This is a genomic window from Planomonospora corallina (assembly GCF_042650625.1).
GTDB lineage: Bacteria > Actinomycetota > Actinomycetes > Streptosporangiales > Streptosporangiaceae > Planomonospora_B > Planomonospora_B corallina.
Window position 1 is genome coordinate 172,956 of the sequence record NZ_JBHSBM010000011.1, and the last position, 12,849, is coordinate 185,804.

Genomic DNA, 12,849 nt, shown 5'->3' on the forward strand with positions numbered 1-12,849 from the left:
TCTTGGGCAGCCAACTTGGCCGACCAATGTTGCTAGTTCTACAACTTGGTCGGCCAATATGCAAGCGGTAGGCTGGCTCCGGAGAGGGAGGCATGACATGGCGGAGCCGGTGACGGGGGAGAGGACGGCCTGGGCGCACGCGTGCGGAGTGGAGGGCCCCGACGGGCTGAGCTGCCTGATGGCCCAGACCGCGCGCGGACACCGGGTCCTGCTCGCCTCCCTCCTGGCGGAGATCGACCTCTATCCGGGGCAGGACCGCGCGCTGCACGCCCTGTGGGACAACGGGCCGCAGTCGCAGAACGCCCTGGCCAGGATCCTCGGCATCGACGTGTCCACGATGACCAAGATGCTCCAGCGCCTGGAGCGGAGCGGGTTCGTCAGCCGCAGCCCGTCCCCCGCCAACCGGCGCGTCAGCATCGTGAGCACGACACCGGAGGGCGACGCCCTCCGCCCCGCGCTGGACCGGGTGGAGGCGGAGCTGCTCGCCCGGATGACCCGGGGGCTGACCCCCGGGCAGATCGGGACGCTCGTCTCCCTGCTGGCGGTGGTGCGGGACAACCTCTGCCCCGAGGCGGCCTCCGGCGCCGACTCCTGCTCATGCTGAGGACCCGGGGCCCGCAGGGCGGGTCCCGGGTCCTCGGTGAGTTCTGTCAGCCATCAGCCATCAGTCGTCAGTCGTCAGCCGTCAGCCGTCAGCCGTCAGCCGTCAGTTCGTCGGTCCGTTGGTCCGTCGGTCCGTTGGTCCGTCAGTCCTTCGTGCGCGTGGGGCGCAGGAGGGCCTCGGCGAGGGCGAGCATGGTCTCCTCCAGCGCGCCGAGACGGCGGGTCAGGTCGGTGCGGACGGGGTCCACGACCTCGCCGAGGGCCTCGGCGAGCTGCTCGCGGTCGGGCTGGGCGCGGAGCATGTCGGCCAGCGGGGCGAGGGCGGTCTCGGCCCGGGCGAGGCGCTCGTCCAGGCTGTCGAAGCGCTTGTTCCGGTCGTCGGCCTGCCCGGCGAGGAGCTCGCCGACCCGCTGGTGCACCTCGCCGATCTTGAGGGTGGCGGGGAGCTGCCCGACGCGCTGGTTGACGGCCTCGACGTGGTCGTCGACGGCGTCGAGCCGCTCGGTGGTCTTCTCCGCCCGGCTGTCCAGCGCGCACAGCCGGGCGTCGATGACGTCGACGCGGGTCGTGACCCGGCCCTCGATGTCGTCGAGCCGCTCGTCCAGGCCGTCGAAACGGCCGTCCTGGCGGGCGGCGACGTCGCCGATGCGGGTGTTCAGGCCGCCGATGCGGGCGTCCACGCCGCCCAGGCGGGTCTCGACGCCGCTCATCCGGCTGTCGATGTCGGCCAGGCAGCCGTCGGCGGTCTCGATGCGGCCGTCCACCGAGGCCAGGTGGGTGTTGACGCCGGCCAGGTGGGCGTCCACCCGGTCGAGGCGGCTCTCCACGCCGTCGACGCGGTCGTCCATCCGGGCCACCACCTGGTCGGTCTTCTCGCTCACCTGCCCGACGGCGGCGAGCAGCAGGTCGGCCGCGGTGTCCACGGCCTCCCGCACGCTCGCGGGCAGCGACTCCAGGCCGTTCTCCAGGCGCTCGGTGCGCTGGGAGAGCTCGGTCAGGGCCTTGTCCAGACGGGTGAAGCGGCCGGCCGCGGCCTCCATGCCCTCCTGGAACTGGGTGAGGCACCGGGCGAACTCGTCCATCCGCTCGCCGATGCCCCGGGTGCCGTCGGCCAGCGACTGGAGGCGGGTGAGCGCCTCGTCCATGTTCTCGCCGACGGTGCCGAGGTCGGCCCAGAGGCTCGGCAGCTCGCCGATGGGGGTGACCCGCTCGCCGACGGTGTCGATGCGCCGGCCCACCGAGTCGACGCGCTGGCCCACCGAGCCGATGTGCTCGCCGACGGCGTCGACGTGCTCGCGTACGGCCTCGACGTGCTGGGCGAGGCCCTCGGCCCAGGACGGGGCACGGACGGCGATGTCGTCCAGGCGGCCGTGGACGGACTCCAGCGTGCCGCTCAGCCCGCCGAGCTCGCGCTCCCTGACCTCCCGGAGCAGCCATTCCATCCCCTCGAGCCGCTGGCGGATCTCGTCCAGCACGGCGCCCTGGGAGCGCTGCTCGTAGACATGGTCCTGGGCGGCGCGGGCGAGGAGCTCCCGCATCCGGTCGGAGATGGCGGTCTGGCCGCCGGGCTGCAGCAGGGTCTGATTGGAGTGGTCCACCGAAAAGCTCCTTCACTCGCCGACGGTCCGCCGCGCGGTGGGATTGGTCCGGTATTGCTGATGAACGCGGTTGAACCGCAGACGGGAACGACTCCCGGGCGGCAACCATAGCGGCCGGACCAATGCCTTCAGAATCCGGAATTGAAAAGATCGCGATTGGCGACGGATTTCCAGAATCGGCGGTTAGGGCAGATCAGCACGGGTCGCAAATGAGGACAAACGGCCTGTCGATGACCCGGGTGAGAATAACCGTTGTGGATTTCTTTCCAGAGAGGCGAAGGTCTTTCCGGAGCCGCTCGACGTCGACCGCGGAGCCGCGTTTCTTGATCGTCACGTTCCCCGTGTCGCGCTCGCGGAGCGCCGCCCGCAGCCGCTTGAGCGAGAACGGCAGCACCTCGTGCACCTCGTAGCACGCCGCCCAGGGGGTCCGCGCCGGGGTGTCGGAGGTGATGTAGGCGATGTGCGGGTCGATCAGGCGCCCGCCGACCAGCGCGGCGACGTCCGCGACCAGGTGCGCCCGGATCGCCGCGCCGTCCGGCTCGTGGACGTAGCGGCCGACGGGACCCGTCTCCGCCTGGCCGGGACCGGGGCCGGGCGTCAGCGTCAGGCCCGACGGCAGCATCGTGGCCCGCCGCTCCACCCCGCCGGTCAGCGCGCCCGCCCAGATCACCGCCTCCTTGACCTCGCCCCGGAACGAGACCCACTCGGCCTCGGCCCCGGCGGGGATGAACTCGTACGGGATACCGGGCGCGACCTTCAGGCAGGCGGCCCGGGCCCGGCCCACCATGTCCAGCACCTCGGGCCAGGCGGGCGAGTACGCCAGCGGGTCGAAGGTCCTGCCGCGCGCCGTACGGCGGGCGGGATCGGCGAAGAGCACGTCGAAGGCGGCCGGGTCCACGGTGCCGGCGTCCGCGGCGCGGACCGTTACGCGGTCGCCGAAGCCGAGCGCCTCGGCGTTGGCGCGGGCGACGGCGGCGGTGAGCGGGTCGGCGTCCACCGCCTCCACGGTGCAGCCGGCCCTGGCCAGGGCGAGCAGGTCCCCGCCGATGCCGCAGCAGACGTCGGCGACGCGGGAGCCCGCGGGGATGCGCCGGGCGCGGTGGTCGGCGACCTCGCGGCGGGTGGCCTGCTCCAGGCCGTGCGGGGTGAAGTACATCAGGTCGGCGTCGGCGCCGAACTTCTCCCGGGCGCGCCGCCGGAGCCCGGCCTGGGTGAGCGCGGCCGAGGTGAGGGAGGCGTCGTAGGTCTTCCTGAGCCGGGTCACCGCCGCCACGGGATCGTCCGCGGCCAGCTCCGCCGCCGCGGCGAGGGCCTCCTGTCCGCGCGGCGTCAGCAGTTCCCGGAATGCGTCGAGGTCCACGCCGCCCGACGCTACCGCCTGACGCCGGCCCGGACGGACCCGCCGGTCACCGGGCGGCGCCACCCCGGCTCAGCAGGTCGTTCAGATCGATCTCGACGGGGAACGGCACATCGACGGAGATCCGCCCGTGGTGGATGCCGGTGGGAGCGTACGACCGGGTGGCGGGGTCGAGCTCGTACACGTACACGACGGGCTTGTCCCCCTCCGCCTCGATACGCCAGAAGTGGATGAGACCTGCCGACGCGTAGCGCTCGGGCTTGACCTTGCGGTCGCGGAACTTCGACTCGGGTGAGACCACCTCCACCACCAGGTGGACCTCGGCGGGGGCATAGGAGGTCCGGCTGTTGTCGTCCGCGACGTCTGCGTCGATGACCAGGACGTCCGGGCAGGGTCGCTGGAACTTGTCGATCCTGATGTCCATCTGACTGACGGCGGCCAGATGCTCGGGGGCCTGGTCGTCGAGGCGGTCCGTGAGCCCGCGGATCAGCCGTTCGTGGAAACGCGTCTGGGGGGACATGAAGATGAGGGCTCCGTCGAGGAGTTCGATGCGCTTGAAGAAGTCCGGCTCGCCGTTGGGCCCGTCCTGGGGGAGCAGATCGAGGTCGTCGGCCGTCCACCCGCCGGGCGGGGGGTAGGGCCAGTCGGCGAGCGGGTCGCGGTCCCCGGGGGAGGCGGTCCTCTCGCTCATCGTGCTGGTCATGTCGCCCACCGTAGCGTCTTCCCCGTCACCGTTCGTGGTCATCGGATCACATTCCTGCTCGATGTCCGGCCGTCTTCCCCTATGTTCCCTCCCGCCGGTGCGGAGCGCGGCGGACCGGAGGCGGATCCGGGACAGGGCCTGCGGCCGCTCGTGCGATCCGTGGGCGGCCGGTGGCCGGGCGGAACAGGAGGGGGACGTTTCCGCGGTCGCGGTGACCGGTTCTCCGTGCCTTCGGATGTTCTCGCATATCAGGTGGCCGCCTTGAATCTCTTTGCCTTGCCCAGGGGGACGGCATGCCCCGTCATGGGGATGGCGTCCACCGGTGACGCATTCGGAATCGGATCGCCGGAGAACCGTCGTCATGTTTTTACGGACCGTCTACCACCGGAAAGCCTCCGACTGACCGGGCGGATCGCGTGGTTTTCCGTTTCCCGTGCTCCGGAGGCGGTCTTTCCTGGACGGTTTCCGTTCCGGGCGCGGTCTTTCCCGGACGGTTTCCGGGTGGGGTCGCCGTGTCCGGGACGGGTTCGGGACGCGGCGGCCCGCCGTACCCGGGAGGGAGCGGTCCGGGACGCTCACGGGTGGCTCCGGGGCGGAGCGCGCGGGGCGTCCCGGAGACCGGGGCGTGGAGGCCGCCCCGGCCCCGGGGCGGCGCCGCGGCGCGCGGGGCGGTCCTCGCCGCGGTGCACCTGACGTGCGCCTGACGTGCGCGGAGTTCGCTGGAAGCGCAGAAGAGGCGGTTCGTGTTGACTGTCAAGCCCTCCTTGCATACTGTTCCGTATTGGCACTCTCCCGGTGAGAGTGCCAATACACGCGATCAGGTCTGGCACCCGCGACGGCAGACCGCTGGTCGCCTCTTCTAGATCATTCAAATCAGAAGGGGAGGTCCGACGTGACGACCGCCACCAAGGTTCCCGTTAAGCCGCTCGGCGACCGCATCGTGGTCCAGCCGCTCGAGGCGGAGCAGACCACCGCTTCCGGTCTGGTCATCCCGGACACCGCCAAGGAGAAGCCGCAGGAGGGCAAGGTCCTCGCGGTGGGTCCCGGCAACTGGGACGAGGACGGCAAGAAGCGCATCCCGCTGGACGTCAACGAGGGCGACGTCGTCCTCTACAGCAAGTACGGCGGCACCGAGGTGAAGTACGGCGGCGAGGAGTACCTCGTGCTCTCCGCCCGCGACGTGCTCGCGATCATCGAGAAGTAGTCATCGCTTCACCGAAGATGTGACGTGTCGAGCCCCGGGCAGCGTGTCTGCGCCCGGGGCTCTGATGCGCCGACGTGCTTTTGAGAGAGGACTGTCATGCCCAAGATCCTGTCCTTCGAGGAGGACGCGCGCCGCGCCCTCGAGCGTGGGGTGAACGCCCTCGCGGACGCCGTGAAGGTGACCCTCGGCCCGCGGGGCCGCAACGTCGTCATCGACAAGAAGTTCGGCGCGCCGACCATCACCAACGACGGTGTCACCATCGCGCGTGAGATCGAGCTGGAGGGCGCCTACGAGAACCTCGGCGCCCAGCTGGCCAAGGAAGTCGCCACCAAGACCAACGACGTCGCCGGTGACGGCACGACCACCGCGACGGTCCTCGCCCAGGCGATGGTCCGCGAGGGCCTGCGCAACGTCGTGGCCGGCGCCCAGCCGCTCGCGCTCAAGCGCGGCATCGACCTGGCCGCCAAGGCGGTCAGCGACAAGCTGCTGGAGTCCGCCCGCCCGGTCGCGGACAAGCAGGAGATCGCGCACGTCGCGACGATCTCCGCGCAGGACTCCAGGATCGGCGAGCTGATCGCCGAGGCGTTCGACAAGGTGGGCAAGGACGGTGTCATCACCGTCGAGGAGTCCAACTCCATGGGCATGGAGCTGGAGTTCACCGAGGGTCTCCAGTTCGACAAGGGCTACCTGTCGCCCTACATGGTGACCGACCAGGACCGGATGGAAGCGGTCCTGGAGGACCCCTACATCCTGATCAACCAGTCCAAGGTCTCCTCCGTGGCGGACTTCCTGCCGCTGCTGGAGAAGGTCGCCCAGACCAAGAAGCCGCTGCTGGTCATCGCCGAGGACGTCGAGGGCGAGGCCCTCGCGGTCCTGGTCACGAACAAGATCCGCGGCACCTTCACCTCCGTCGCCGTCAAGGCCCCGGGCTTCGGCGACCGCCGCAAGGCGATGCTGCAGGACATGGCCATCCTCACCGGCGGCCAGGTCGTCAGCGAGGAGGTCGGCCTCAAGCTCGAGCACGTCGGCCTCGAGGTGCTCGGCACGGCCCGCCGCGTCGTGATCACCAAGGACACCACCACGATCGTGGACGGCGCCGGCGACGCCCAGGCGATCGCGGACCGGGTCAAGGAGATCAAGCTCGCCATCGAGCAGTCCGACTCCGACTGGGACCGCGAGAAGCTCCAGGAGCGCCTGGCCAAGCTCTCCGGCGGGGTGTGCGTGCTGCGGGTCGGCGCGGCCACCGAGGTGGAGCTCAAGGAGAAGAAGCACCGTCTCGAGGACGCCATCTCCGCCACCCGCGCCGCGATCGAGGAGGGCATCGTCTCCGGCGGTGGCTCCGCGCTCGTGCACGTCTCCAAGGTCCTGGGCGACCTGGAGCTCTCCGGCGACGAGGCGACCGGTGTCGCGGTGGTCCGCAAGGCGCTCGTCGAGCCGGCCCGCTGGATCGCCGAGAACGCCGGCCTCGAGGGCTACGTCGTGACCTCCAAGGTCACCGACCTGCCCGTCGGCCACGGCCTCAACGCCGCCACCGGCGAGTACGGCGACCTGATCGCCCAGGGCGTCATCGACCCGGTCAAGGTCACCCGCTCCGCGGTGCAGAACGCCGCCTCCATCGCCGGCATGCTGCTGACGACCGAGGCCCTCGTGGTGGACAAGCCCGAGGAGGAGGCCCCGGCCGCCGGCGGTCACGGTCACGGCCACGGCCACGGCCACTGATCTCCACCCGCATCCGGTACGGCTCGCACCCCGTGGGGGTGCGAGCCGTACTTTTTGGAGGAATTGTGAAATAAGCCGCAAATGGGCATAGGTCGCCCAGGTGCCGTGGATGCGGTTTATCACGAATAGGGGAACGCATTCCGCAATTGCGCGAAATATCAGACGGCTCGGGAAATCCGAGCGTCATCATCTGATTACGCTCCGCCGATCCCGTCTCAATGTGACCAATCCGTAGCCGTTTGCCATGACGACAGGCCCGATCGGTGCGGGCATCATGCCTACGTGACCGAGGGATGCGTCGCCGACGCCAAAAGTGGGGTAAGGCTTGCGACGAGATCTGACGGGATCGTCCACAAGGACGATCTCAAGGATCTGACAAGCCTCGCCGTTCAGGGGGATCGCAGCGCGATCGAATCCTTGCTCGCGCAGTTGCGTCCGATGGTGGTGCGCTATTGCCGGGCCCGCCTCGGCCGGGTTTCCGGCCAATATCACATTGCGGACGATGTGGCACAGGAAGTATGCATCGCGGTTCTGGCGGCACTGCCCCGTTACCGGGACATGGGGCGCCCGTTCGCGTCATTCGTCTTCGGCATCGCGTCCCACAAGGTGGCCGACGCGCTGCGCAGTTCCGTGCGCTCCGCCGTGCCGACCCAGGACCTGCCGGACGGGCCCGACGAGGGTCCCGGGCCGGAGGAGACGGTGGTGCGCTACGTCGAGGCCGAGCACGCGCGCCGGCTGCTCTCCCGCCTTCCCGACACCCAGCGTGAACTGCTGATGCTCAGAGTGGTGTCGGGGCTGTCGGCGGAGGAGACGGGTAATGTACTCGGTATGTCACCAGGTGCGGTTCGCGTCGCACAGCATCGGGCGCTCGCCAGGCTGCGGGCGCTGGCGGAGCTGGAGTCGATAGCTTGACGGCGCTTCATCCGCGGTGCCCGGCCCGGCCGCGCGGCCCGGAGAGGGATCCGTCCGTGGCCGAGACCGAGGCCGTGCTGCAGGCGCTCTCCCGCAGGGAGACCGTCTCCGAGCCGGACCACGTGGTCCGGCTGCTGACGGCACTGATCGAGGACGTCGATCAGTGCCTGTCCTCGGTGTCGATCACACCGTCCGCGTAGCCCTGCGCGTAGTCCCAGCTCACGTAGTCCGCGGGGTCGGGCTGGTAGGCGGGCTCGTGCACCTGGGGCCGGCCGTCGTCGATCATCTGGCGGAGGTTGCCGCGGAGCAGCTCCCAGTTGAAATAGTGCTGCTCGCCGCACTCCGGGCAGTCGAGGACCAGGCCGGAGACCCCCTGGGGCTCGAGCAGGGAGCGGAAGACCTCCACGTCGGCGAGGTCGGTGATGGCCTCGTCACGCTCGGCGGGCGTCAGAGGCTCGGGATCGTCGACACCGCCCAGCGCCGCGGCCGGGTCGTCGGGGTCGTCCGCGAACGGATCGCGGGGGACGTCTTCCAGCACGATTCCACTTTATGGCCTCGGCACGGGGCGCAGAGGGCGAACCCCGGCGTTACGCGAGCCGTCCCCGGCGTTACGCGAGCCGTCCCCGGCGTTACGCGAGCCATCCCCGGCGCGCCGCCTCCACCCCCGCCTGGAACCGGGAGTGCGCGCCGAGCGCGGCCATCGCCTCGGCGAAGCGGGCGCGGACCGTCCGGACCGAGACGCCGAGCTGCCGGGCGATCGCCTCGTCGGACATGCCCTGGGAGGAGAGCCGGAGCACCTGGACCACGCCGTCGCCGGAACGCGCCCACGGCAGCGGGGCGGCCCGCGCCCACAGCTCCTCGAAGAGCGTGCGCAGCGCCGCCGCCACGACGCCGGCCCGGACCAGGTTGAACCGGTAGGCGTTCTCCGCCAGGGCGCCGCCCCACTGCACGGGCAGGCCCGCGACCTCGCTCCCGGCGACGAGGAACCAGCTCGGCGCCGACCTGACGGTGCGGACCCGCCCCCCGGCCCGTTCGAGGCGGACGAGCGTGTCCTTCAGGCCGGGCAGCCGGAGCAGGTCCACCGGGATGACGGTCCGGCAGGAGAGCAGGCCGCGGTGCTGGGCGTCGATCCACGGGCCGGCGTGGCGCTCGGTGAAGTCGCTCATCGTCCGCTGGTCGGGGACGACCGTGAGCAGTTCCAGCGGCGGCGCCTGCACCGCCAGGCCGATCACGCTCCCGTACAGCTCGCCGGCCCCGGCGACCGGCTCGACCGGGAACTGCCCGGCCCGGTGGCCCGCGCCGGCGTCGTACTGGTGGATGAGGTGGCGGATGGAACCGAGGACCCGGTCGATCCTGCGGCTCTCCTCGGCGAGGTGGTCCAGCCGGGCGGCGATCAGGTGGCCGAGCGCGGCGGCGGGGTGCCGCGCGAGGTACTCCCCGGCCTGCTCGTCGACGACCCCCAGGCGGACCAGGGTCTCCAGTTCGCGGGCGAGCAGCTCGGGCGTGTCGCCGGTGGCCTCGGCCAGGCTGGCGCAGGTGGCCCGGTGCAGGCGGAGCACCGCGGTGTAGAGGGAGGTCTGGGCGGGGGTCAGGCCCAGGGCGGAGAGCGGATCGGAGGTGTCGGCAGGCATCGACGGGGGCTTCCGGGGCAGGCGGGATGTGACGTGAGGATAGCCCGCGGTGATGTCCCTGTCCGGAGCTTGGCGTGACCGGCGGAGCCCCGGTGCAACTTCGTGCAGTTGCAGGTTCGGCCATTGCGCGTCGCCGAGCGTGAGGCCACGATGACAGGGCGTCGGTATCTCACGGGAAGAGCGCCGCCGTTCGGACGCGGAGGGGGGTCCGGCGGCACCAGGCGCCTCGTGGCGCTGCCGGTGACGGGAGGCCGAGCGGGTCACCGACCGCTCGGCCTCCCGCGGCTTCGCGCGTCCCCGCCCCGCCCGGTGCTCCGGGGATCGGACGAGGACCCTGCCGTCCATCGGGGGAAGGCCCAGACTCTAAACTGTGCGGGGGCCGGCGCCTTTCCCCACCCAGAGCGCGCCGTGGCAGGAGGTTGCACACAATGGCCAAGTTCACCGAGCCGGGGCTGACGTTCGACGACGTGCTCCTCGTTCCGGCCTACTCGGATCTGCAGCCCGGTGAGGCCGACACCACCACCCGGCTCTCCCGCGGGATCACGCTGCGCATCCCGCTCGTCTCCGCGGCGATGGACACGGTCACCGAGGCGCGGATGGCGGTGGCCATGGCCCGCCAGGGCGGTATCGGCATCCTGCACCGCAACCTCTCCGCCGAGGACCAGGCCGAGCAGGTCGACCTCGTCAAGCGCTCCGAGGCCGGGATGGTCACCAACCCCGTCACCTGCTCGCCGGAGGCCACCCTGGCCGACGTCGAGCGCCTGTGCGCGACCTACCGGATCTCCGGCGTCCCGGTGACCGACGCGGACGGCGTGCTGGTCGGCATCGTCACCAACCGCGACATGCGCTTCGAGACCGACCAGAGCCGGCCCGTGCGCGAGGTCATGACCCCGATGCCGCTGGTCACCGCGCCGGTGGGGGTCTCCAAGGACGACGCGTTCGCGCTGCTGAGGAAGAACAAGATCGAGAAGCTCCCGCTGGTCGACGCGGCCGGGCGGCTCCACGGCCTGATCACGGTCAAGGACTTCACCAAGAGCGAGCAGTACCCGCTCGCCACCAAGGACGCCGACGGCCGGCTCGTCGTGGGGGCGGCCATCGGCGTCGGCGGTGACGCCGAGCAGCGGGCGGCGGCCCTGATCGAGGCCGGGGTCGACGCGATCATCGTGGACGTGGCGCACGGCCACTCCAAGGGCCTCGCCGACATGATCGCGAAGATCAAGGCCAACAGCCGGGTCGACGTGATCGGCGGGAACATCGCCACCCGGGCGGGCGCCCAGATGCTGGTCGACGCGGGCGCCGACGCGGTCAAGGTGGGCGTGGGCCCCGGCTCCATCTGCACCACCCGCGTGGTCGCCGGCGTCGGCGCCCCGCAGGTGACCGCCATCCACGAGGCCTCGCTGGCGTGCGGCCCCGCCGGGATCCCGGTGATCGGCGACGGCGGCCTGCAGTACTCCGGCGACATCGTCAAGGCGATCGCGGCCGGGGCGGACACGGTGATGCTGGGCTCGCTGCTGGCCGGCTGCGAGGAGTCCCCGGGCGAGCTCATCTTCATCAACGGCAAGCAGTTCAAGTCCTACCGCGGCATGGGCTCGCTCGGCGCGGTCCGCAACCGCGAGCGCGGCGGGGCCTCCTTCAGCAAGGACCGCTACGCCCAGGCCGACGTCGGCGGCGAGGACAAGTACATCCCCGAGGGCATCGAGGGCCAGGTGCCCTACCGCGGCCCGGTCGCCGCGGTGGCCCACCAGCTCGTCGGCGGCCTCCGCCAGGGCATGTGGTACTCCGGGTGCCGCACGATCGCCGAGATGCACGAGCGGTGCGAGCTCATGCCGATCACCGCCGCGGGCCTGAAGGAGAGCCACCCGCACGACATCCAGATGACGGTCGAGGCGCCGAACTACCACCGCCGCTGACACCGGACCGTGCGGACCGATCGGACACAGGTACGGCCCGCGCCACCAGGCGCGGGCCGTACGCACGTGAGATGGGAAAGACATAACACATGACTCAGGTGGAGATCGGCCGCGGCAAGAACGGACGCCGTGCCTACGCGCTGGACGAGATCGGCATCGTCCCCTCCCGGCGGACCCGTGACCCGGAGGAGGTCTCGATCTCCTGGCAGATCGACGCCTACCGGTTCGACCTGCCCCTCGTGGTGAGCCCCATGGACAGCGTGGTCTCGCCGAAGACCGCGATCGAGGTCGGCAGGCTCGGCGGTCTGGCGGTGCTGGACCTGGAGGGGCTGTGGACGCGCTACGAGGACCCGGAGCCGCTCCTGGCCGAGGTGGCCGAGCTGCACGGTGAGGCGGCCACCAAGCGGCTCCAGCAGATCTACGCCCAGCCGATCAAGGATGAGCTGATCGGCCGGCGGATCGAGGAGATCCGCGAGGCCGGGGTCACCACGGCGGTCCGGCTCTCCCCGCAGCGCACCGTCCAGCACCACAAGGCCGTCATCGACGCCGGCGTGGACATCTTCGTGATCCGCGGCACCACGGTCTCCGCCGAGCACGTCTCGGGCCGGGCCGAGCCGCTCAACCTCAAGCAGTTCATCTACGAGCTGGACGTCCCGGTGATCGTCGGCGGCTGCGCCACCTACACCGCGGCGCTGCACCTGATGCGGACCGGCGCGGCGGGCGTGCTCGTCGGCTTCGGCGGCGGCGCCTCGCACACCACCCGCACGGTGCTGGGCGTGGCGGTGCCGATGGCCACCGCGATCTCCGACGTGGCCGCGGCGCGCCGCGACTACATGGACGAGTCCGGCGGCCGGTACGTGCACGTCATCGCCGACGGCGGCATGGGCACCTCCGGTGACATCGCCAAGGCCATCGCCTGCGGCGCCGACGCGGTCATGGTCGGCTCGCCGCTGGCCCGTGCGAGCGAGGCGCCCGGCCGGGGCTTCCACTGGGGCTCGGAGGCCCAGCACCCCGAGCTGCCGCGCGGCAAGCGGGTGCACTTCGGCACGATCGGCACGCTGGAGCAGATCCTGCACGGCCCGTCCTCGGTCGCCGACGGCTCGATGAACCTCATGGGCGCGCTCAAGCGCACGATGGCCACGGCGGGCTACTCCGACCTGAAGGAGTTCCAGCGGGTCGAGGTCGTCGTCGCCCCGCAGCACTCCTGACCCG

Annotated in this window: 12 protein-coding genes; 7 read left to right on the forward strand and 5 right to left on the reverse strand. The window is 71.2% G+C overall.

Annotated elements, in window-relative coordinates:
* Positions 1 to 97 precede the first annotated feature (97 nt).
* Entirely contained in the window at positions 98 to 604 is a 507-nt protein-coding gene (locus ACFOWE_RS05765) for a MarR family winged helix-turn-helix transcriptional regulator (protein WP_377285881.1), read from the forward strand.
* Between the two features lie 142 nt (positions 605 to 746).
* On the opposite strand, the gene ACFOWE_RS05770 is transcribed toward ACFOWE_RS05765, so the two are convergent.
* The 3 genes from ACFOWE_RS05770 to ACFOWE_RS05780 form a co-directional block, all read right to left on the reverse strand.
* Positions 747 to 2,201: a hypothetical protein gene (locus ACFOWE_RS05770; RefSeq protein ID WP_377285883.1), complete on the reverse strand. Its 1,455-nt coding sequence runs from the start codon at positions 2,199 to 2,201 to the stop codon at positions 747 to 749.
* Positions 2,202 to 2,394: 193 nt separating this feature from the next.
* Entirely contained in the window at positions 2,395 to 3,561 is a 1,167-nt protein-coding gene (locus tag ACFOWE_RS05775) for a class I SAM-dependent methyltransferase (protein ID WP_377285884.1), read from the reverse strand.
* Between the two features lie 46 nt (positions 3,562 to 3,607).
* On the reverse strand, positions 3,608 to 4,261 hold the full coding sequence (locus tag ACFOWE_RS05780) for a Uma2 family endonuclease (protein ID WP_377285885.1): 654 nt from the start codon (positions 4,259 to 4,261) through the stop codon (positions 3,608 to 3,610).
* An 892-nt stretch (positions 4,262 to 5,153) separates the two neighbouring features.
* Here ACFOWE_RS05780 and groES point away from each other — a divergent pair.
* From groES to ACFOWE_RS05800, 4 genes are all read left to right on the forward strand, one after another.
* Positions 5,154 to 5,465, forward strand: a complete 312-nt coding sequence (gene groES / locus ACFOWE_RS05785; protein WP_377285886.1) for a co-chaperone GroES — start codon at positions 5,154 to 5,156, stop codon at positions 5,463 to 5,465.
* A 96-nt stretch (positions 5,466 to 5,561) separates the two neighbouring features.
* Positions 5,562 to 7,184, forward strand: a complete 1,623-nt coding sequence (groL, locus tag ACFOWE_RS05790) for a chaperonin GroEL (protein WP_377285887.1) — start codon at positions 5,562 to 5,564, stop codon at positions 7,182 to 7,184.
* 345 nt (positions 7,185 to 7,529) lie between these two features.
* On the forward strand, positions 7,530 to 8,096 hold the full coding sequence (locus ACFOWE_RS05795) for a sigma-70 family RNA polymerase sigma factor (RefSeq protein WP_377286453.1): 567 nt from the start codon (positions 7,530 to 7,532) through the stop codon (positions 8,094 to 8,096).
* A gap of 56 nt (positions 8,097 to 8,152) precedes the next feature.
* Positions 8,153 to 8,296: a hypothetical protein gene (locus ACFOWE_RS05800; protein ID WP_377285888.1), complete on the forward strand. Its 144-nt coding sequence runs from the start codon at positions 8,153 to 8,155 to the stop codon at positions 8,294 to 8,296.
* On the opposite strand, the gene ACFOWE_RS05805 is transcribed toward ACFOWE_RS05800, so the two are convergent.
* Together ACFOWE_RS05805 and ACFOWE_RS05810 are read right to left on the reverse strand one after the other, a co-directional pair.
* Complete coding sequence (locus ACFOWE_RS05805; RefSeq protein WP_377285889.1) at positions 8,257 to 8,634, reverse strand: DUF5319 family protein; 378 nt, start codon at positions 8,632 to 8,634, stop codon at positions 8,257 to 8,259. The genes ACFOWE_RS05800 and ACFOWE_RS05805 overlap by 40 nt on opposite strands.
* A gap of 91 nt (positions 8,635 to 8,725) precedes the next feature.
* Positions 8,726 to 9,727, reverse strand: a complete 1,002-nt coding sequence (locus ACFOWE_RS05810) for a helix-turn-helix transcriptional regulator (RefSeq protein WP_377285891.1) — start codon at positions 9,725 to 9,727, stop codon at positions 8,726 to 8,728.
* Positions 9,728 to 10,155: 428 nt separating this feature from the next.
* Between ACFOWE_RS05810 and guaB the strand changes: the two genes are divergently transcribed.
* Positions 10,156 to 11,637 carry an IMP dehydrogenase gene (gene guaB / locus ACFOWE_RS05815; RefSeq protein WP_377285892.1) on the forward strand — a complete coding sequence of 494 codons (1,482 nt, stop codon included), beginning with the start codon at positions 10,156 to 10,158 and terminating at the stop codon, positions 11,635 to 11,637.
* A gap of 98 nt (positions 11,638 to 11,735) precedes the next feature.
* Complete coding sequence (locus tag ACFOWE_RS05820; RefSeq protein ID WP_377286455.1) at positions 11,736 to 12,845, forward strand: GuaB3 family IMP dehydrogenase-related protein; 1,110 nt, start codon at positions 11,736 to 11,738, stop codon at positions 12,843 to 12,845.
* Positions 12,846 to 12,849: the final 4 nt, after the last annotated feature.